The organism is Noviherbaspirillum album, from assembly GCF_035916955.1.
Taxonomy (GTDB): domain Bacteria; phylum Pseudomonadota; class Gammaproteobacteria; order Burkholderiales; family Burkholderiaceae_D; genus Noviherbaspirillum; species Noviherbaspirillum album.
Window position 1 is genome coordinate 25,545 of record NZ_JAWIIV010000029.1, and the last position, 20,837, is coordinate 46,381.

Genomic DNA, 20,837 nt, shown 5'->3' on the forward strand with positions numbered 1-20,837 from the left:
GATGAGCGACTTCTAACAGGGAGTAATTTTTTGAGCATTGTCAAGAATATGCCGTTCGAATGGTTGGTCGGCCTGCGCTACACGCGGGCCGGGCGGCGCAGCGGCCGCAACAGCTTCATTTCCTTCATTTCGCTGATCTCGATGGCGGGCATCGCGCTCGGCGTCGCTGCGCTCATCGTGGTTCTATCGGTGATGAACGGTTTTCAAAAGGAAGTGCGGGACCGCATGCTGTCGGTGCTGTCGCATATCGAAGTCTACGACGCCACCGGCAGCCTGCCCGACTGGCAGGTGACGGCGACGGAAGCGATGCAGGTGCCGGAGGTGAAGGGATCGGCTCCCTATGTCGCCGCGCAGGCCATGATGACGCGCGACGATACCGTGCGGGGCGTGATCATCCGCGGCGTGCTGCCGGAGGAAGAGCCGAAGGTGTCGGATGTCGCCTCGCAGGTGAAGGATGGCAGTTTCGGCAACCTGCGTTCGGGCGAATTCAACATCGTGCTGGGCCGCGAACTCGCGCGCGGCCTTCGCGTCAATGTCGGCGATAAGGTGACCATGATCGCGCCGCAGGGCCAGATCACGCCGGCCGGCGTACTGCCGCGGCTCAAGCAGTTCACGGTCGGCGGCATCTTCGAGGCCGGGCATCATGAGTACGACTCCGGGCTGGCTTTCATCCACATCGACGATGCGATGCGCATGTTCAAGCTGGAGGCGCCATCCGGCCTTCGCCTGCGCGTCGAGGACATGCAGCGCGCGCCGGAAGTAGCGCTGACGTTGTCGAAGGTCCTCAACGGCAATCTGTATATCCTCGACTGGTCCAAGCAGAACCGTACCTGGTTCGCGGCGGTGCAGACCGAAAAGCGAATGATGTTCATCATCCTGACGCTGATCATTGCAGTGGCCGCCTTCAACCTGGTTTCGACCCTGGTCATGACCGTGACCGACAAGCAGGCAGATATCGCCATCCTTCGCACGCTCGGCGCCTCGCCCGCATCCATCCTGAAGATATTCATGATCCAGGGGGCGATGGTCGGCCTGCTTGGCACGGCGATCGGCGTCGGTCTCGGGGTCCTGGTAGCGCTCAATATCGACGTCATCGTGCCGTTCATCGAACGCCTGCTCGGCGTGCAGTTCCTGTCGAAGGAAATCTACCTGATCACCGAACTGCCGTCGGATCTGCGCTGGCCGGACGTCTGGACCATCGGCGGCGTCGCCGTGGTACTTGCCTTCGTTGCCACCCTGTACCCAAGCTGGCGCGCGGCCAATGTACGCCCGGCCGAAGCGCTGCGTTACGAATGACGATAGGGCAATGAACATGGATCAAACAGTATTGTCTTGCCGCGGCCTCTCGAAAACCTATGCCCAGGGCAAGTACTCGGTGAGCGTGCTCAGGGATATCGACTTCAGCGTCTCCCGGGGAGAGCGTGTCGCCATCGTCGGCGCCTCCGGTTCGGGCAAGTCGACGCTGCTGCACCTGCTGGGCGGACTGGATACGCCCAGCAGCGGCAGCGTCACGCTGCTCGGAAAGGATTTTGCCGGCATGAGCGAAAGCGCACGCGGCGCAGTTCGCAACTCATCGCTCGGTTTCGTTTACCAGTTTCACCACCTGTTGCCGGAATTCTCCGCGCTCGACAATGTCGGCATGCCGCTCATGATCCGGCGTACCGCCCGCGCCGATGCGCACGAGGCAGCGCAGAAGGTGCTGGCGCGCGTCGGCCTGGCGGCGCGGGTGTCGCATGTGCCCGGCGAACTGTCCGGCGGCGAGCGGCAGCGCGTGGCGCTGGCGCGCGCACTGGTCACCCAGCCGGCCTGCGTGCTGGCCGACGAACCTACCGGCAATCTCGACCGCGCGACCGCGCACAAGACCTTCGACCTGATGCTGGAACTATCGCGCACGCTTGGAACCGCGTTCGTGATCGTCACGCATGACATCGAACTCGCGCGCCATTGCGATCGCGTGCTGCGCCTGTCGGATGATGGCTTGCATCCCTATGTGGATTGACACGCATTGCCACCTCGACGCTGCCGAATTCGCCGGCGATGCGGCCGGTGTTGCCTCGAGGGCAGGTGCGCAGGACGTATCGATGATCGTCATCCCCGCCATTGCCGTCGACAATTTCGAGACGGTGCGCAGACTTGCGGCGGATAACGCGAATTGCAGCTATGCGCTTGGCATCCATCCGATCTTCGTGCCCCAGGCCGAGGAGGGCGACCTTTTGAAACTGCGCAATGCGGTTGAGGCGGCGATGGATGATCCGCGCCTGGTAGCGATAGGCGAGATTGGACTGGACCTCTTCATTCCCGCGCTGACCCGAAGCCCGCTGCGCGAAAAGCAGGAGCATTTCTACAGCGAACAGCTGAAGATCGCGCGCGATTTCGATCTTCCGGTGCTGCTTCACGTACGTCGCTCGCAGGACCTCGTGCTCAAGTACCTGCGGCGGATCGCCGTGCAAGGCGGTATCGCCCACGCCTTCAACGGCAGCTTCCAGCAAGCGGAAGAGTTCATCCGGCGCGGCTTCAAGCTCGGCTTCGGAGGTGCGATGACCTTTACCCGTGCGCTGCAGATCCGACGGCTGGCGGCCGACCTTCCGGAAGATGCGCTGGTGCTCGAAACCGACGCGCCGGACATCTCGCCGGCCTGGCTGCATCCCGCGCGCAACAGCCCCGAGCAGTTGCCGGCGATCGGGCATGTGCTGGCGGAGCTGCGCGGCGTGGATGAGCGGCACATCGCCGGTGTGACCGCAAGGAACGCGCACGCCGCACTGCCCAGGTTGTCGGCGATTCACTGAGCCCGCATGCGCAGTTCGCTCCTCGGGTTCGCGGCCGGCGCTGCGTTGCTTCAGCACCAGGCATCGCTGGTTCGGCCGCAATGGCTGCTCCTCGCCATTGCCTTGGCTGTCGCCATTCTCTTCCTGGTTCGCATCGCAGGCCGCATAAATGCCGCTGGCAGGTGCCTACTGAAACTCGCATGCGGCGCTGCCATCGGATTCGCATGGGCCGGGCTGCTGGCGCATCACCATCTTTCCGACGAACTCGCAAGAGATTGGGAGGGACGGGATGTGACGGTGGTCGGCACGGTCGACAGCCTGCCTTATGCATTTGCGCAGGGCGTGCGCTTCAACCTGGCCGTGGAAAAGGTGGTGCAGCCCGAAGCCGCGGCGGGTGCCGTGCCGAAACGCCTGGCGCTGTCCTGGTATGCGGCATATCGCGCGGACGATGGACGGCGGATGACCCCATTGCAACCAGGAGAGCGCTGGCAGTTCACTGTGCGTCTTCGCCGGCCGCATGGCAATGCGAATCCATACGGATTTGAATACGAAGCGTGGCTGCTGGAGCAGGGCCTGCGCGCCACAGGTTACGTGAGGGATGACGCGAAATCATTAGTCAAAAACCAGCGCCTTGATAGTTTCGTGCCCGGCGCCGGGAATGCCATCGAGCGCAGCCGGGCATGGCTGCGTTCACGTATCGAGACGGCACTGGATGGCAGGGAATACGCGGGCGTGGTCGTCGCGCTTGTGATCGGGGACCAGCGGGCGGTGGCCCAGGATGACTGGCAGGTGTTCAACCGCACCGGCATCGGCCACCTGATCTCGATCTCCGGCCTGCACATCACCATGATTTCCGGCCTGGCGGCCGCGCTGTTCTCGGCGCTCTGGAGGCGCTCCTTCTTCATCGGAAACCGGCTGCCGTTGCTGCTTCCGGCGCAGAAGGCAGCCGCGCTGGCGGGGCTCGTGGTTGCCTTGCTGTACGTGCTTCTTGCCGGCTTCGGCGTGCCTGCGCAGCGCACCCTGTACATGCTGGCGGTCGTGGCGCTGGCGCTATGGTTGGGGCGCATCACCGATGTGTCGCATGTGCTGTGCATGGCCCTCGGCGTGGTCGTGCTGCTCGATCCCTGGGCTGTGCTTTGGCCCGGATTCTGGCTGTCGTTCTGCGCCGTGGCCATCCTGTTGTTCGCATCCACCGGAAGAGCGGCTTCAAGCCCCGGCTCCGCCGGCGATATCCACGCGCGGCTGGCAAGCGGATTGAAATCGGCGGGCCGGCTGCAATATGTCGTTACACTGGGACTGGTGCCGTTTACCTTGCTGCTGTTCGGCCAGATCTCGCTGGTGAGCCCGCTTGCCAATGCCATTGCGATTCCTCTCATCAGTTTCGTCGTGACGCCATTGTCGCTGGCGGGCGCGATAGTGCCCGCCGCGCCGGGCGACTGGATGCTGATCGTGGCGCACGCCTGCATCGCCTGGCTGGCGGAAATCCTGACATGGTTCAGTGCATCTTCCCTTGCCGTATGGAGCACGCCTTCGCCGCACTGGTGGGCGTTTGCCATCGCGCTTGCGGGCACCCTCTGGCTGCTCGCTCCGCGTGGCTGGCCGCTGCGCTGGATGGGGGCGATCTGCCTGCTTCCGGTGCTGCTGGCCGTGCCCGCGCGCCCGCGCGAGGGTCAGGTGTGGATCACGGCATTCGATGTCGGGCAGGGCACTGCGGTGCTCATCGAGACCCCGCGCCACCGCATGCTGTATGACACCGGACCAAGCTATTCCGCAGACTCCGACGGAGGTAATCGGGTCGTGCTTCCCTACCTGGCGAGCCGGGGCATCCGCCGCCTCGACATGATGATGGTCTCGCACAGCGACAACGATCATTCCGGCGGCGCACTATCCATACTCGATGAAATCGTTGTCGATAGGGTTTCCTCGTCGCTGCCGGCCGATCATCCCATCGCGCTGCGCAGCGGCCGTCACAGCCGCTGCGAGCAGGGCGACTCATGGACCTGGGACGGTGTCCGGTTCGAATTGCTGCACCCCGGTGAAGCCAGCTACAACTTCAGCAAGCTCAAGCCGAATGCCCGCAGCTGCACGCTCAAGATTAGCCTTGGCAAGCATGCGGTGCTGCTGCCTGGCGATATCGAGGCTGCTCAGGAACTTGCACTGGTCAGGCACGATCCAGAACGCCTTCGAGCATCGATCCTGCTGGCGCCGCATCATGGCAGCGGCACATCCTCGACGCCGCAATTCCTCGCAGCGGTCGATCCGGAACTTGCCTTGTTTCAGGTAGGTTACCGCAACCGATACCGCCATCCCAAGGCCGAAGTCTACGAACGCTACGGAGAACATGGCATACGGCGCCTGCGCAGCGATGAGTCGGGTGCGGTCAGAGTCGTGATCGACGATCGCATCCAGGTGGAGGAGTACCGTCGCGTACGTACCCGCTACTGGTACGATGCACCCGTGTCAAACCGAATTGCATCCCGCACGCTCGGGAGCGCCCCCAGGCAGGACGGTGAAACGGATTGACGTAACCGAATTACAATCGAAGTCTTTTCCGACGTCCGGCGCATCGGGCTTTTCGGACTGCGACTCCCGGATTTACCATATTGATTTTGCCGATGAAACAACGACCTTACCTGCATTTCGCTCACGCAAACAGTTATCCGGCAGGTACCTATCGCGTCTTCTTCGAGCATCTGCAGCAGCACTACGAGGTGCAGGCGCTCGACATGCATGCTCACAATCCGTCCTATCCGGTCACCAATGGCTGGCCTGCGCTGGTGGAGGAACTGATCGACGAACTCCAGTCCCGCTACGACGAGCCCGTGATCCTGGCAGGCCACTCCCTGGGCGGCATGCTGAGCCTGATGGCAGCCAAGGCGCGGCCGGACCTGGTGCGCTGCGTTGTGCTGCTCGACTCCCCGGTGGTCGCCGGCTGGCGGGCAATGTTGCTGCGTGTCGCCAAGAAGGTTGGCGTTGACAAGAAATTTTCCCCCGCCAGATTTTCCGAAAACCGGCGCAACCGCTGGGCGGATGCGGAAGCCGCCTATGAGCACTACGCCTCAAAGCCGATGTTCGCCGCATGGCCGGAAGCCGTCCTGCGCGACTATATTGCGCACGGTGTCAAGCCTCATGCGGAGGGCGGAGTCACGCTCAGGTTCACCCGCGAGGCCGAAACGGCGGTCTACCGCAGCCTGCCGCATCATCTCGGCCGTCTGGTTCGCCGGGGCTTTCCGGTGCCGGTCGGATTCATCGGAGGAAAAGAGTCGGTCGAGTGCCGGCAAGCCGGTTTGCAAGCGACGCGCCGCCTGGTGGGCCGGCATTTCCGCCAGATTCCCGGCGGTCACCTGTTCCCCATGGAGTCGCCCGCGCTGGCAGCTGGTACCTTGCATGAGATGATCAAAACCCTACTTCATTCATCCTGAGAGAACTATGCGCACCCAGTACATCAGGCGGTTGGTTGGAATGGCAGGACTTCTTGCGGCCGGTTTCGCACAGGCCGGCGCTTTGTCGGACTTTTTCGATGACTTCGCTAGAGCCCGGACGGAAGGCCGAACCTCGCATGTGGTCGGCATCGACAACGACACGCTGCTGCTGAACCGCGACGACGGCTTCTACTCCAGCGGCATGAGCTACGGCCAAGCTTCGACCTTGCGCGGTGCGGACGGCTCGGTCACTTATGGCTGGCGCGTCGCCCAGGAACTCTATACCGCCTCGGACATCAAGCTTCCGCCTGCCCAGGTCCGGCCGCCCGATCATCCGTACGCCGGCTGGCTGTACGGAGGCGTGTTCAGGGAGATGAACCGCAACGACGGCACATCCATGGGCTACGGCCTGGATCTCGGCTGCCTGGGCCCTTGCGCGGGCGGGCGCTGGACACAGACCAATTTCCACCGCGTGATCGACCAGCCGCTGCCGCAGGGCTGGTCGAGGCAGGTCAGAAACGAGGCGGGTGTCGTTTTGCATGGTGAAATCACGCCGGTGCGCTGGCAGGCCGGAAATGCCTTCGATCTGGCGCCCACGCTGCGAGGACGCCTGGGCAATATCTTTACCGATCTGGGTATCGGCCTGACTGCTCGCGCCGGAAGGCTGAACGTTCTGCCGCAGCAGCCGGCACTTTACGGATTCCTGCGCGCCGATGCACGCGCGGTCGGCTACAACGCCACGCTGCAGGGCGGACTTTTTTCGAACAACAATCCGCATACCGTGGATCCGAAGCGCATCGTCGGGGAGATGGAGGCCGGGCTTGTCTGGATCGGCCAGAGCTTCGGTGCCAGGCTGGGACTGGTTCGCAGGAGTAATGAAATCCGCGATCTGCCCGATTCGGCCGGCGCGCAAAACTTTTTACGGCTGCAATTCTCTTACACCCCGTAACTCGCCATGACATTGCCGCGGCGATGCCATGGCGGTGACCAATGTGGCCCGGTCCGGAAACATAAAATCCGGCAAAGAGCAGGATTGCAAAACCGGATTGGGGTATAATTTGAATTTCCCGCACGTGCCGTTCGGCACATCTCCAGCAATGACCAAGTTTGTATTCGTTACTGGCGGCGTTGTTTCATCCCTCGGTAAAGGGATTGCAGCCGCTTCTCTCGCTGCGATCCTCGAATCGCGCGGCCTCAAAGTCACCCTGATCAAGCTCGATCCCTACATCAACGTCGATCCCGGAACGATGAGCCCGTTCCAGCATGGCGAAGTATTCGTCACGGACGACGGAGCGGAAACCGACCTTGACCTTGGTCACTACGAGCGATTCATCACCGCGAAGATGAGGAAGCTCAACAATTTCACCACCGGCCAGATCTATGAATCCGTCATCCGCAAGGAGCGGCGCGGCGAATACCTGGGCAAGACGGTACAGGTGATTCCTCATATCACCAATGAAATCCAGGACTACATCCATCGCGGCGCGGAAGGCTTCGATGTGGCGCTCGTGGAAATCGGCGGCACCGTCGGCGACATCGAATCGCTGCCTTTCCTGGAAGCCGCCCGCCAGCTGAGCCTGCGCGCAGGCCGCAATGCAGCGGCGTTCGTGCACCTGACGCTGGTTCCCTACATAGCGTCTGCCGGCGAACTCAAGACCAAGCCGACCCAGCACAGCGTGCAAAAGTTGCGCGAGATCGGCATTTCGCCCGATGCGCTGCTTTGCCGCGCCGACCGCCGCATCCCTGACGACGAGCGGTCCAAGATCTCCCTGTTTTCCAATGTGCAGGAAGACGCGGTCATTTCGGTATGGGACGCGGACACTATCTACAAGATCCCCCAGATGCTGCATGACCAGGGGCTTGACCGCATCGTCTGCGAAAAGCTCGCGCTCGATCCCAAGCCGGCCGACTTGTCGGTCTGGAACAAGCTCGTCTTCGCGCTCGAGCATCCGAAGGCTGAAGTCACCATCGGCATGGTCGGCAAATACGTGGATCTGACCGAGTCCTACAAGTCGTTGACCGAGGCCTTGCGCCATGCCGGCATCCATACGGAAAGCCGCGTCAACATCGAATATATTGACTCGGAAGAGATCGAGGAACGCGGCACCGCGGCGCTGGAAAAGTACGACGCCATCCTGGTGCCGGGCGGTTTCGGCAAGCGCGGCGTGGAAGGCAAGATTGCCGCCGCCCGCTATGCACGCGAGAACAAGGTGCCTTATCTGGGCATCTGCCTCGGCATGCAGGTCGCGCTGATCGAATTTGCTCGCAACAAGGCCGGGCTCGCCAATTCGAACTCGACGGAATTCGATCCCAACACCGATCATCCCGTCGTGGCCCTGATCACCGAATGGCAAAACCATGACGGCAAGGTCGAGAAGCGGGATGCCAATTCCGACCTCGGCGGCACCATGCGCCTCGGCGCGCAGACCTGCGCCGTCAAGCCGGAAACCATCGCCGCCGAAATCTATGGCCGCGAAGTGACCGAGCGCCATCGTCATCGCTACGAAGCCAACAACCATTACCTCGGCCGCGTGGAAGAGGCCGGCCTGGTAGTGTCTGCCCGCACGCCGACGGAAAACCTGTGCGAGATCATGGAATTGCCGCGCGCCGGCGAGAATGGCCATCCCTGGTATGTCGGGGTTCAGTATCACCCGGAGTTCAAATCCACTCCCCGTGACGGCCATCCCCTGTTCATCTCCTACATCAAGGCAGCGCTGGCCCGCAAGCAGGCGTCAGCGGCGCAAAGGAAAGCAGCATGAAGCTATGCGGATTCGAGGTCGGCCTGGACCGGCCGTTCTTTCTAATTGCCGGTCCATGCGTGATCGAATCGCAGCAGATGGCAATCGACACGGCAGGACGCCTCAAGGAATTGACGGCCGAACTGGGCATTCCCTTCATCTACAAGTCTTCATTCGACAAGGCAAACCGGTCTTCGGGCACCTCGTTCCGAGGCCTGGGCATGGAAAAGGGTTTGGAAATCCTGGCGGAAGTGAAGCGCCAGCTTGGCGTTCCCGTGCTGACCGACATTCATGAAGTCGACGAGATCAAGCCGGTGTCGGAAGTGGTCGATGTCCTGCAGACGCCGGCATTTCTCTGCCGCCAGACCGATTTCATCCGCGCCTGTGCGCAGTCGGGCAAGCCGGTCAATATCAAGAAGGGCCAGTTCCTTGCGCCTGGCGACATGAAGAATGTCATCGACAAGGCACGGGCTGCCGCCAAGGAGTCAGGACTGGAGCAGGATAACTTCATGGCTTGCGAACGCGGTGTTTCCTTCGGCTACAACAACCTGGTTTCCGACATGCGCTCACTGGCGATCATGCGGGAAACGGGTTGCCCGGTCGTCTTCGATGCCACCCATTCGGTGCAGTTGCCGGGCGGGCAGGGCACTTCGTCCGGGGGGCAGCGCGAGTTCGTTCCCGTGCTGGCTCGTGCCGCAGTCGCCACCGGCATCGCGGGCCTGTTCATGGAAACGCATCCGAATCCGGCCGAAGCCATGTCCGACGGTCCGAACGCCGTGCCGCTCAACAGGATGAAAGACCTGTTGTCCACGTTGATGGAACTGGACCGCGTGGTCAAGAAGGCTGGCTTCATCGAAACCGACTTTTCTTGATCGGAATTTGCGATTTGCCGGGGTGCCGCTCGCCCATCGATGAATAATGCTGCTATCCCGGAAATTTCACCGGAATGCGGTCGCCGCGGACTGCATTGCATCCGCATGCAGCGCTATCCATGCAGCACATGCGCAGGCTTGTCCGCAACGGACAAGCCTGCCGTCCGTCCGATCCCTGGCAATGAACCCGTGCTCGCCGCATGGACTCCGCAGCCGTCGGACCGTCTGCGTACGATCCGGCCTGATAAATTGGCACGGTGACAGGTTAAGTGCAGTAATGAAGAAGGCGCGTACGCCGCGCCCTGATGAATTTTCTTTATTTGGGAGAATTGAATGAGTGCCATCGTAGATATCATCGGTCGCGAAGTCATCGACTCGCGCGGCAACCCGACCGTCGAGTGCGACGTCCTGCTGGAATCCGGCGTCATGGGCCGTGCGGCCGTGCCGTCGGGCGCATCGACCGGCTCCCGCGAAGCGATCGAGCTGCGTGACGGCGACAAGAATCGTTATTTCGGCAAGGGCGTGCTCAAGGCCTGCGAAAACATCAATACCGAAATCTCGGAAGCCATCATGGGCCTCGACGCCAATGAGCAGGCATTCCTGGACCGCACGCTGATCGACCTCGATGGCACCGAAAACAAGGCCCGTCTTGGCGCCAACGCAACGCTGGCCGTCTCGATGGCCGTCGCGAAAGCCGCTGCAGAGGAATCCGGCCTGCCGCTGTACCGCTACTTCGGCGGCTCCGCCGCGATGCAGATGCCGGTGCCGATGATGAATGTCATCAACGGCGGTGCGCATGCCGACAACAACCTCGACCTGCAGGAATTCATGATCATCCCGGTCGGCGCTCCGTCCTTCCGCGAAGCGATCCGCTACGGCGCCGAGGTATTCCACACCTTGAAGAAAATCCTGCACGACAAGCGCCTGACCACGGCCGTCGGCGACGAAGGCGGCTTCGCGCCGTCCGTCGACAACCATGAAGCCGCGATCAAGCTGATCCTGCAAGCGATCGAGCAAGCCGGCTACGAGCCCGGCACCCAGATCGCGCTCGGCCTGGACTGCGCCGCCTCCGAGTTCTACAAGGACGGCAAGTACCAGCTCGAAGGCGAAGGCCTGGCGTTGTCGTCGGCCGACTTCACCAACCTGCTGGCCACCTGGTGCGACAAGTACCCGATCATTTCGATCGAAGACGGCATGGCCGAGAACGACTGGGAAGGCTGGGCGACTCTTACCAATGCGCTGGGCAAGAAGGTGCAGCTGGTCGGCGACGACCTGTTCGTCACCAATACCCGCATCCTGCGCGAAGGCATCCAGAAAAATATCGCCAACTCGATCCTCATCAAGATCAACCAGATCGGCACGCTGACCGAGACCTTCGCCGCGATTGAAATGGCAAAGCGCGCCGGCTATACCGCGGTGATTTCGCACCGTTCTGGCGAAACCGAAGATGCAACGATCGCCGACATCGCCGTCGGCACCAATGCGCTGCAGATCAAGACCGGTTCGATGTCGCGTTCAGACCGGATGGCCAAGTACAACCAGCTGCTGCGCATCGAGGAAGACCTCGGCGACATCGCCAGCTATCCGGGCCGTGGCGCTTTCTACAATCTGCGTTGATAATTCAACCAGCAACGTAGCAGGCAAGCAGCATCCGCTTCGCATCGCAGCAAAAATTGGGGGCTCAGGCCCCCAATTTTTTGAGTACACCACTAGAATGTCGGCATGCGCCTAATAACCCTCAGCCTTGTTGCATTGCTATTCCTGATCCAGTTGCCATTGTGGCTGGGGAAGGGCGGCTGGCTGCGCGTGTGGGACCTCGACAAGCAGGTGACCGCTGCGCAGAAGAAGAACGAGGAACTCAAGGCGCGCAATGCCAAGCTCAATTCCGAAGTGCAGGATCTGCGCGAGGGTACAGGCGCGGTCGAGGAGCGTGCGCGCTATGAACTTGGCATGATCCGCGACGGGGAAATCTTCGTTCAGGTCCTCGATCCCAACGGGCAGGTGCCCCTCATCGTGGCCGATCCCAAGCAGAAAAGGCCAGACTGACGGACTGAGTTTCCGGTTCCGTGCCGTCCCCACTGCCGCGTTGCCACGCCAGCGCATCCACGGGTCGGCGGAATCGGCATGCATTGCAACCCCGGTCTCATCTGGGCTGTCCCCGCGTGAGACTGGACCCGGTGAGTCTCCGATATTCCCTGCAAGTCCCGCTTCCCCGAACTGCCGGCACATCCGCCAATCAATGCCGCACGCTGCCGGCAGGCTGGATGGCGTCACTGGTGTGTTCGGTTGCAAAAAGCTGTGCGCAGTCGACTTTGTCGAATTCGTAATGCTGGCCGCAGAAATCGCAGTTGATCGCCAGCTTGCCCAGGTCGGCGAGGGCGGAGTCGACTTCCTCCTTGCCCAGCATCTTCAGCATGTTGCCGACCTTTTCGCGGTTGCAGCTGCAGTGGAAGCTCGGATGCCGTGGCTCGAATACCCGGATCGTCTCTTCCCAGAACAAGCGCCGCATCAGCGTCGCGATGTCGGTCGTCAGAATTTCCTCGCGCTTCAGGGTCGAAGCCAGGATCACGCTATGGTTCCAGGCTTCGACCGAATCAACCTCGGTCCCGGTGCCGCCTTCACCGGGCAATTTCTGCAGCAGCAGGCCGCGCGAAACATTCCCGTCTGCCGCCAGCCATAGTTTCGTATCGAGCTGCTCGGAACGCAGCATGTAGTTCTCGATCACCACGGCTACGGAATCGCCGTCCAGCGGCACGATGCCCTGGTAGGGCTGCTGGCCCGGCAGTTTGTCCTTGGGGTCGAGCGTGATAACGAAACGGCCCTGGCCGTGCGCATTGACCAGTTCTTCAAGGCCGGCATCATCCGCGATGCTGACATCGTCGGCCAGCTTGGCAGTGGCGCGTATCTGCAGGTCGGAGTCGCATTCCACGACGAGGAGGCGCACCGGACCGTCGCCATGCATCTGCATCACGAGCATGCCGTTGAATTTGAGATTCGCCGACAGTAGCGCGGCGGCGGCCATCAATTCCCCGAGCAGGTTTCTCACCGCGGATGGATAGGTTTTGCGTGCCAGCACCTGGCGCCAGGCGTCGGAAATCTCGACGAGTTCGCCACGCACCGAGGCGTTCTCAAAAATAAATCGCTGCAAGGTATCCATCATTAACCAACTCTCTTTAATTCTTTCTTGAAAAGCTGACCGCGCTTGACATAGTTGCCGGTGTTGCGATGCATGCGTGCTATGTCTTCTTCGGTCAATGTACGCGCCACTTTGGCGGGTGAGCCGATGATCAGGGAGTTGTCCGGGAATTCCTTTCCTTCGGTCACGAGCGCGCCAGCGCCGACCAGGCAGTTCCTGCCGATTCTGGCGCCATTGAGCACGACAGCCTGGATGCCAATCAGCGAACCCTCGCCGATCGTGCAGCCATGCAGCATTGCCTGGTGACCCACGGTTACGTTTTTCTCCACGGTAAGCAGATAGCCGGGATCGGTATGAAGGATGCAGCCTTCCTGCACATTGCTGTTTTCCCCGACCGTGATCAATTCATTGTCGCCGCGTATGGTGACGTCGAACCAAATGCTCGCATTGGCTTCGATCTTCACTTTGCCGATTACGTTCGCGGTGTCGGCAACGTAGGACGATGGATCAATCTGCGGGACATGTTCGCCTAGTTGGTAGATAGCCATGGATTTTTCGTAGAATGTGAGGTTTGGTCGAGTCGACATTTTAACGCTGCTTGCATGAACCCATCATCCGCACCGAACCCGGACATTCCCAAGGAGTTGCGTCGAGCCGCGCTGCATTGGCTGCGGGAGACAGACGCAGGCATGAAGGCGGACGGCGTCCGAGCGCTGGCTCGGACATGGGCGGACGGTCGGATGATGCTTGATGTAAATAGCGGCATCGCGCCTGCCGGCGACATACCGGGACGTCCCCCGCGCCCGGCGCTAGTTGCTCCTCGCGAAGTGAAGCACCGCTCGATGCGCACGGTGGAAGGTCGCTCCGCGATGATCCATGCTCTTGCGCATATCGAATTCAATGCCATCAACCTGGCGCTAGATGCCCTGTGGCGTTTTCCTGGAATGCCCGCAGATTATTACGCGGACTGGTTGAAGGTGGCGTCGGAAGAAGCCTTGCATTACTCTCTGCTGGCTGCGCATCTCGCCACGCTCGGCCATGCCTATGGCGACTTCTCCGCTCACAATAGTCTATGGGACATGGCGGAGAAGACCAACGCCGACGTGCTTGCTCGCATGGCCCTGGTGCCGAGAACGCTGGAGGCGCGCGGCCTCGATGCGTCTCCAGCGGTACGGGCGAAGCTGGCCCAGGCTGGCGATGAGGCAGGCGCATCCATTCTGGACATCATCCTGCGCGACGAGATTGGTCACGTCGCCATCGGAAACCGCTGGTATGCATGGCTCTGCAGAGATCGCGGCCTGGAGCCCCTTGCCGCGTATGCCGAATTGGCGGCGCAGTACAAGGCGCCGCCGCTTCGCGGACCTTTCAATCTCGATGCGCGGAGAGCGGCAGGATTCACCGACGCGGAAATCGCCGCACTGCCGACCTGATCCTTCCCTGCCGGCGTCCAGGCAGCCGTTGCATGATGGCAGGAGTTGCTCTACTGCGCCGCATCAAAAACGGAAACTAACGCATGCTCGAACAGTCTTTGTGCGTAGGGGGTCAGCAAGGGCTGACATAAGACTGCATTGCCGCGAGACATGTCATAACAAGACTATGGCCCTTGTAGACCGCATGCAAATGGTTTCCTTGTAAAGGGAGTACGTCATGTTGGTTAGATTCAATTTCATACGCGCCGCGCTTGCCGCCGGCGTGCTGATCGCGGGCTTGTCTGCCTGCGAGAAACAGGAAACTGCGGCTGAAGGACCGGGTCCCGCGGAACGGGCCGGTCAACAGATCGACCAGGCAGCCAAGCGCGCCGGCGAAGAATTGAACAAGGTTGCTGAAAAAGCCGGCAAGGGGTTGCAGGAAGCCGGCGCCAAGCTGGAAGACAAGGCACAGGAAGCGCAGAAAAAGGAATAGCGCCTTCCATCTTCGCGCTCGCCTCACCGCGATGGCGGTCAAGCCGTGAGCTTTGTCGCCAAAGCACCTTCCACTCTCATCCAGCCCGTTTTCGCCAACGCCAGCGGGCGGCGCCGAACTCGTACCTGCATGCGCCTGATATGAGCTCATTCGCGCCCATCGCGCCTGCATGTCGGTCGTGATCCGGTGATATCTGGTGCTATCCGGCACTGTAGCGCAATAGACGCTGCTGACAACAACGGCGGGAGCCATGCATAAAAAGACTATTACTCTAGCCCTGCAGGGAGGTGGAGCCCATGGCGCATTTACCTGGGGAGTGCTCGACCGCCTGCTTGAAGAGGAGGCAATCGGCATCGAAGCACTCAGCGGCGCCAGCGCCGGCGCGATGAATGCGGTGGTGATGGCCCATGGGCTGACCACCGGCGGGCGTGACGGCGCGCGCCAGGCGCTGAAGGATTTCTGGGACAGCATCAGCTTGCGTTTGCCGTTCAGCATGGTTCAAGACCATCCTGGAGCCGCGAGCGACATCGCCGCCCATTCCGAACTGCCGGCAAGCTTGCGGCCGCTATTGGCACTGCCGCGCTTTTTCTCGCCTTACCAGCTCAACCCCTTCGATATCAATCCGCTGCGCGAGGTGCTGCTTCGCCAGGTCGACTTCGAACGCTTGCGCGCCGCGTGCCCGGTCCGGCTTTTCATCGCCACCACGCAGGTCAGCACCGGCACGCTGAAGCTGTTCCGCAACCGTCAGCTGTCCATTGACGTCCTGTTGGCATCGGCCTGCCTGCCGCTCCTGCACCACGCCATCGAAATCAACGGCGATGCCTACTGGGACGGAGGATTGACATCCAATCCTCCGTTGTTCCCCTTGATCAGCAAATGCGCCGCGCGCGACATGATGGTCGTTCTGCTCAATCCCGAACCGACACTCAAGGTGCCCAAAACCGCCGCCGAAATCCGGCATCGTCTCACCGAGATGGGATTCAGTTCCAGTTTCTTTACCGAGCTGCAGGCCTTGACGCTGGCGCAGCGTGAGGCCAGGCGTGGCTGGCTGGCCTTCGGCAGGGTCGAGCGCCGGTTGCGCCAGCTCAACCTGCATGTGATCGAATCACGGCAACTGATGAGCCAGCTCGACCGGCACAGCAAGATGAACGCAAAGCCGGCATTCCTGCTCGGGCTCCACGAGGAGGGCAGGGCTCGCGCCTCGCAATGGCTGGAGATCAACGCCCGCGCGCTCGGGGTGCGTTCCTCGTTTCGCCTGTCGAGGCTGCTTGCCTGACAAGCTCAAGCTGCTGCGCTGCGCTCCTGTTCGAGCAGGCGCAGCACGCGGCGCTGCACCTTGCCGGTGGTCGTCATGGGCAGCTCGTCGATGAATTCGATTTCCTTCGGATATTCGTAAGGCGCAAGCTTGCCGCGCACATGCTCCTGCAGTCTTGCAACGAGTTGCGCATCGCTCTCCGGCGCCCTCGGCGTATCGGGCGTGAGCACGATAAAGGCCTTCACGATATTGCCCCTTTCCTTATCCGGCTTGGGCACGACCGCAACATTGGCCACCGCGGGATGCTTGACGAGGCAGTTCTCGATTTCCGACGGGCCGATGCGGTAGCCGGCGGCCTTGAACATGTCGTCGGCGCGTCCCTGGTACCAGAGGTAGCCATCGTCGTCGACGGAGGCAAGGTCGCCGGTGCGGCACCAGTCGCCGGTGTACTTGCTGCGGGTTGCTTCGGGATTCTTCCAGTATCCGAGGAAAAAGATCGGATCCGGATCGCCATGGATATCGGTCCGGTTGAGCGCGACTTCGCCGGTTTCCCCGGCTTTCACCGGCCGGCCTTCGTCGTCGATCACGGCAACCCGATGACCGGGGTAAGGGCGGCCCATGCTGCCGGGTTTGGCCGGCCAGCGCTGTGAGCTGTTGCCGACGATGTAGTTCATCTCGGTTTGCCCGAACATTTCGTTCGGCGTGACACCCAGTGCGGATTCACACCAGTTGAATACCGCATCTCCCACCGCTTCGCCGGCACTCATGATCGCGCGCAGCTTCAGCGAAAACTGGCCGCGAGGTTCCGGAAAGGCTTTCATCATCATCTTCAGCGCGGTGGGGAAGAGGAAGGTGTTGGTGACGCCGTATTTCTGCAGAAGGCCGAACGCCGTCTCGGGCGAGAATCTGCCACGATAGCCGACGATGGGCATGCCGAAATACAGGCTGGGCAGCAGCGCATCCATCAGGCCGCCGGTCCAGGCCCAGTCAGCGGGTGACCAGAAGACGTCGCCCGGCTGGGGAAACCAGTTCTGCGATGCGACGAAACCGGTCAGGTTACCGATGATGGCGGAGTGGGGAATCAGCGCGCCCTTGGGTGCTCCGGTCGTTCCGCTCGTATAGATGAGCACCGCCGGGTCGCTTGCGGCAGTTTGCTCGGGAGTGAATTGATCGCTTGCGGAGGCCAATTCCGCGGGCCAGTCGAGCAGACCGGAGTCGGCAGAGCCGGCGGATGCGTTGCAATCGACACCGATCAGATGCTTGAGCGCCGGACAGTTCGGACGCGCGTCACGGAGATTTTGCAGCCCCGCCTGGTCGACGATCGCGACCGAAGCATCGCTGTGCTGCAAGCGATATTCCAGGGCTTCCGGCCCGAATAGGATGGAGAGCGGCATGGCGATGGCGCCAAGCCGGTAGCACGCCATGTGCGCAACCGCGGTTTCCGGCCGCTGGGGCAGCACGATGGCAACGCAATCTCCCTTGCCGACGCCGAGCGCGCGCAGCCGGTTCGCCAGGCGGTTTGCATCTTCATGCAGCTGCCGGTAGGTTACGCTGGCCGTGTGCCCGGCATCGTCCTCATAGTGGATCGCAATGCGCGCATCATCCTGTGCCCAGCGGGCGCAGCACAGCTCCGCGATATTCATCCGCTCCGGCACATGCCAACGGAACCTGGTGTAGAGCTCTTCGTAAAGATCAACCTGCGCTTGTCTTTGTGTTTGAGGCATGCAGTCTCCAGTATAATTATCGAACGATCGTGCTATTAACCGCTTTTCAGGTTTGGCTTTGCACGTAATTATGCCTTTAACAGCAGTATTTTCCATTGACGCCGGTGCACCGCCATGAAAACTTCCCGTTCCGAATTCATTCCCGTCCGCGGTCTTCAGTACCATGTAAGGCACTGGGGCGATGAGGATGCGCCTAAACTCTTCATGGTGCACGGCTGGATGGACGTGTCGGCCTCGTTCCAGTTTGTCGTCGACTGCCTGAAGCAGCGCTGGCATGTGATCGCTCCCGACTGGCGCGGCTTCGGGCCGACCAGGACCCCCGGTGCGGACTGCTACTGGTTTCCGGATTACATGGCCGATCTCGATGCCATCCTTGCCCATTATTCGCCCGATCAGCCGGTCGACCTGCTGGGGCATAGCATGGGCGGCAATGTGGTGATGCTGTACGCCGGCGTGCGGCCGGCGCGTATCCGCAGGTTGATCAATCTCGAAGGCTTCGGCCTGCCGTCCACCAAGCCGGAACAGGCCCCGGGGCGCTATGCAACCTGGCTGGACGAACTGCGCAATCCTCCGCGCATGCGCAGCTACTCAACGCGGGCCGAGGTGGCCGCGCGCCTGCAGAAAACCAATGCCCGCCTGAGCGACGAGCGCGCCGAATTCCTGTCGCATCACTGGTCGGAGCAGAATGAGCGCGGCGAATGGGCGATCCTGGGCGATCCTGCCCACAAGCTGGTGAGTCCGGTCCTGTATCGGGTCGATGAAGTCCTGGCGTGCTGGCAGGCGATTTCGGCGCCGGTGCTTTGGGTCGAAGCCGACGACACCGAAGCCTGGCGCTGGATGGGGCCGAAAGACACCGCCCGCATCGAAATCGACCGCCGAATCAAATTCATTCCCCGGGTAACGACGGCATTGATCAAGGATGCCGGCCATATGCTGCACCATGACCAGCCCGAGGAACTGGCCGCCCTGATTGAAGGATTCTTGCAGAACTGACAGGCATGGCGGAAATGCCGACGTGCCGGAATCCGCGGCCGGTAGCGCACATCTTCTGCGCTATGTCGGCGCAGCGTCAGTCCGCTTCGGCGTACAATGAATCAAATTGCATTCCCACACCGCGCACTTTCCAAGATTCCCATGCTTAACGTCGATCTGCACTGTCATTCCAACATCTCAGACGGCGCCTTGCCGCCAGCCGAAGTTGCCGCGCGTGCGCGCTCAAATGGCGTCGATGTCTGGGCTCTGACGGATCATGATGAAATCGACGGCATCCCGGAGGCAAGGGAGGCGGCACGTGCGCTCGGCATGCATTACATCACCGGAGTCGAGATCTCGGTGACCTGGGCGTCGCAGACAATTCATATCGTCGGCCTGCAGTTCGATGAACGCAACGAGGATCTGAAGCAGGGCCTGATCCGCACCCGCTCCGGTCGCGAGCAGCGCGCGCGTGAAATGTCGGAACAGCTGGCGCAGGCAGGCATTCCGAACGCATTCGAAGGCGCGCTCAAGCATGTCGGCAATCCGGACCTGATTTCCCGTACGCACTTTGCCCGCTACATCATCGAAATCGGTGTATGCAAAGATGTCAGCGAAGTCTTCAGCAAGTATCTGATCGAGGGCAGGCCGGGCTATGTGCCGCATCGCTGGGCTACCCTGAAGGATGCGGTCAGCTGGATCCGCGGCGCGGGCGGCATCGCCGTCGTCGCGCATCCGGGGCGCTACGACCTCGGCGACATCGCGCTCGACGCCTTCCTCGGCGAATTCAAGCGCTACGGCGGCGTAGGAATGGAAGTGGTGACCGGCAGCCACACGCCCGAAGAATTCGACGAGTACGCCAATGTGGCGCGCAAGTACGGCCTGCTGGCGTCGCGCGGTTCGGATTTTCATGCGCCGGGCGAGTCCCATACCGAACTGGGTGGATTGCCGCCGCTGCCGTCGTCGCTGACGCCGGTTTGGCACGATTGGCGCCTGGGATGACCCGGTACGATGAGCCTAGTCCCGGTTCCGCAGTTTCTTTCCATCGTGCATGGTTCTGAAATGACTTTGTGGCATCATGTCGCCTCTTGATTTTCAATGGCAGGCACCTATTTAGGTTCTGTCTTGTGGAGGCAAATTAATGAAAAGAATATTCCTGTTCGTCGCGACCAATCTCGCCGTCATGCTGGTCATGTCGGTCGTGTTGTCGCTGCTCGGCGTGAACCGCTATCTGACCGGATCCGGCCTGAACCTGGGCAGCCTGATGGTGTATTCGCTGGTGGTCGGCTTCACCGGCGCCTTCATCTCGCTGCTGATGAGCAAGCCAATGGCGAAGTGGTCGACCGGCGCGCATGTGATCGAGGCTCCATCATCGTCGACCGAGCTGTGGCTGGTGGATACCGTGAAGCGCCTGTCCGACCGCGCCGGCATCGCCATGCCGGAAGTGGCAATCTACGAGGGCGAGCCCAATGCATTCGCCACCGGCGCCTTCAAGAACTCCGCTCTGGTCGCGGTATCGACCGGCTTGCTGGAAAGCATGACCAAGGATGAAGTCGAAGCGGTGCTCGGCCACGAGATTGCCCACGTCGCCAACGGCGACATGGTGACACTGACCCTGATCCAGGGTGTCGTAAACACCTTCGTGGTCTTCCTGGCGCGCGTGGTCGGCTACCTGATCGACAAGGCGGTGTTCCGCAACAGCGATGACCGCGGCCCGGGTATCGGCTACATGGTCACGGTATTCGTCTGCGAAATCCTGTTCGGCATACTCGCCTCCATCATCGTCGCCTGGTTCTCGCGCTACCGCGAATTCCGCGCCGATGCCGGATCGGCCAAGCTGCTGGGTTCGCCGCAGCCGATGGTTAATGCGCTGGCCCGTCTTGGCGGCCTGGAACCGGCGGCTACCCTGCCGCAGAATTTCCGCTCGTTCGGCATCAATGGCGGCGGCTCGGGTTTCGCCGCGTTGTTCTCGAGCCATCCACCCATCGAACAGCGCATTGCCGCACTACGCAACGCGCAGTAATCATTCCTGTTACGGTAACGGCGGTCCG

The 20,837-nt window shown here is 61.5% G+C and carries 19 protein-coding genes; 16 read left to right on the top strand and 3 right to left on the bottom strand.

What is annotated here, in order from left to right; all coding sequences use genetic code 11:
- Positions 1–30 precede the first annotated feature (30 nt).
- The 10 genes from RY831_RS24760 to ftsB all read left to right on the top strand — a co-directional run bounded on the left by RY831_RS24760 (position 31) and on the right by ftsB (position 11,843).
- The gene (locus RY831_RS24760) at positions 31–1,296 is read left to right on the top strand and encodes a lipoprotein-releasing ABC transporter permease subunit (RefSeq protein ID WP_326509047.1); all 1,266 of its coding nucleotides are present in this window, start codon (positions 31–33) and stop codon (positions 1,294–1,296) included.
- Between the two features lie 16 nt (positions 1,297–1,312).
- A complete protein-coding gene (gene lolD / locus RY831_RS24765; protein ID WP_326509048.1) occupies positions 1,313–1,999 on the top strand; it encodes a lipoprotein-releasing ABC transporter ATP-binding protein LolD in 687 nt (228 codons plus the stop codon).
- Positions 1,989–2,786, top strand: a complete 798-nt coding sequence (locus RY831_RS24770; RefSeq protein ID WP_326509049.1) for a TatD family hydrolase — start codon at positions 1,989–1,991, stop codon at positions 2,784–2,786. Before lolD ends, RY831_RS24770 begins: the two co-directional genes overlap by 11 nt.
- Before the next feature lie 6 nt (positions 2,787–2,792).
- A complete protein-coding gene (locus tag RY831_RS24775; RefSeq protein ID WP_326509050.1) occupies positions 2,793–5,288 on the top strand; it encodes a DNA internalization-related competence protein ComEC/Rec2 in 2,496 nt (831 codons plus the stop codon).
- A 92-nt stretch (positions 5,289–5,380) separates the two neighbouring features.
- On the top strand, positions 5,381–6,187 hold the full coding sequence (locus tag RY831_RS24780; protein WP_326509051.1) for an alpha/beta hydrolase: 807 nt from the start codon (positions 5,381–5,383) through the stop codon (positions 6,185–6,187).
- 40 nt (positions 6,188–6,227) lie between these two features.
- Complete coding sequence (locus tag RY831_RS24785; protein WP_326509052.1) at positions 6,228–7,136, top strand: lipid A deacylase LpxR family protein; 909 nt, start codon at positions 6,228–6,230, stop codon at positions 7,134–7,136.
- A gap of 148 nt (positions 7,137–7,284) precedes the next feature.
- Positions 7,285–8,946, top strand: coding sequence for a CTP synthase (pyrG, locus tag RY831_RS24790; RefSeq protein WP_326509053.1), 1,662 nt, complete (start codon positions 7,285–7,287; stop codon positions 8,944–8,946).
- Positions 8,943–9,797 (top strand): 3-deoxy-8-phosphooctulonate synthase, encoded by an 855-nt coding sequence (gene kdsA, locus RY831_RS24795; RefSeq protein ID WP_326509054.1) that lies wholly within the window; start codon positions 8,943–8,945, stop codon positions 9,795–9,797. Before pyrG ends, kdsA begins: the two co-directional genes overlap by 4 nt.
- Before the next feature lie 333 nt (positions 9,798–10,130).
- Positions 10,131–11,414: a phosphopyruvate hydratase gene (gene eno, locus RY831_RS24800; protein ID WP_326509055.1), complete on the top strand. Its 1,284-nt coding sequence runs from the start codon at positions 10,131–10,133 to the stop codon at positions 11,412–11,414.
- A 105-nt stretch (positions 11,415–11,519) separates the two neighbouring features.
- On the top strand, positions 11,520–11,843 hold the full coding sequence (gene ftsB / locus RY831_RS24805) for a cell division protein FtsB (RefSeq protein WP_326509056.1): 324 nt from the start codon (positions 11,520–11,522) through the stop codon (positions 11,841–11,843).
- Between the two features lie 190 nt (positions 11,844–12,033).
- Here ftsB and hslO read toward each other — a convergent pair whose 3' ends face one another.
- Both hslO and RY831_RS24815 read right to left on the bottom strand, forming a co-directional pair.
- Positions 12,034–12,957 (bottom strand): Hsp33 family molecular chaperone HslO, encoded by a 924-nt coding sequence (gene hslO / locus RY831_RS24810; protein WP_326509057.1) that lies wholly within the window; start codon positions 12,955–12,957, stop codon positions 12,034–12,036.
- On the bottom strand, positions 12,957–13,481 hold the full coding sequence (locus RY831_RS24815) for a gamma carbonic anhydrase family protein (RefSeq protein ID WP_326509058.1): 525 nt from the start codon (positions 13,479–13,481) through the stop codon (positions 12,957–12,959). The genes hslO and RY831_RS24815 overlap by 1 nt, the downstream gene beginning before the upstream one ends.
- Before the next feature lie 54 nt (positions 13,482–13,535).
- Here RY831_RS24815 and RY831_RS24820 point away from each other — a divergent pair, with 54 nt between their 5' ends.
- The 3 genes from RY831_RS24820 (at position 13,536) to RY831_RS24830 (ending at position 16,111) form a co-directional block, all read left to right on the top strand.
- Positions 13,536–14,363: a ferritin-like domain-containing protein gene (locus tag RY831_RS24820; RefSeq protein WP_326509059.1), complete on the top strand. Its 828-nt coding sequence runs from the start codon at positions 13,536–13,538 to the stop codon at positions 14,361–14,363.
- 217 nt (positions 14,364–14,580) lie between these two features.
- The gene (locus RY831_RS24825; RefSeq protein ID WP_326509060.1) at positions 14,581–14,835 is read left to right on the top strand and encodes a hypothetical protein; all 255 of its coding nucleotides are present in this window, start codon (positions 14,581–14,583) and stop codon (positions 14,833–14,835) included.
- 250 nt (positions 14,836–15,085) lie between these two features.
- Positions 15,086–16,111: a patatin-like phospholipase family protein gene (locus RY831_RS24830; RefSeq protein WP_326509061.1), complete on the top strand. Its 1,026-nt coding sequence runs from the start codon at positions 15,086–15,088 to the stop codon at positions 16,109–16,111.
- Between the two features lie 5 nt (positions 16,112–16,116).
- Here the strand turns inward: RY831_RS24830 and RY831_RS24835 are convergent, their stop codons facing one another.
- The gene (locus tag RY831_RS24835; RefSeq protein ID WP_326509062.1) at positions 16,117–17,814 is read right to left on the bottom strand and encodes an acetate--CoA ligase; all 1,698 of its coding nucleotides are present in this window, start codon (positions 17,812–17,814) and stop codon (positions 16,117–16,119) included.
- 114 nt (positions 17,815–17,928) lie between these two features.
- Between RY831_RS24835 and RY831_RS24840 the strand changes: the two genes are divergently transcribed.
- From RY831_RS24840 to htpX, 3 genes are all read left to right on the top strand, one after another.
- Positions 17,929–18,807 (top strand): alpha/beta fold hydrolase, encoded by an 879-nt coding sequence (locus RY831_RS24840; RefSeq protein WP_326509063.1) that lies wholly within the window; start codon positions 17,929–17,931, stop codon positions 18,805–18,807.
- A 141-nt stretch (positions 18,808–18,948) separates the two neighbouring features.
- Entirely contained in the window at positions 18,949–19,788 is an 840-nt protein-coding gene (locus RY831_RS24845) for a 3',5'-nucleoside bisphosphate phosphatase (protein WP_326509090.1), read from the top strand.
- Between the two features lie 139 nt (positions 19,789–19,927).
- On the top strand, positions 19,928–20,809 hold the full coding sequence (gene htpX / locus RY831_RS24850; RefSeq protein WP_326509064.1) for a protease HtpX: 882 nt from the start codon (positions 19,928–19,930) through the stop codon (positions 20,807–20,809).
- Positions 20,810–20,837: the final 28 nt, after the last annotated feature.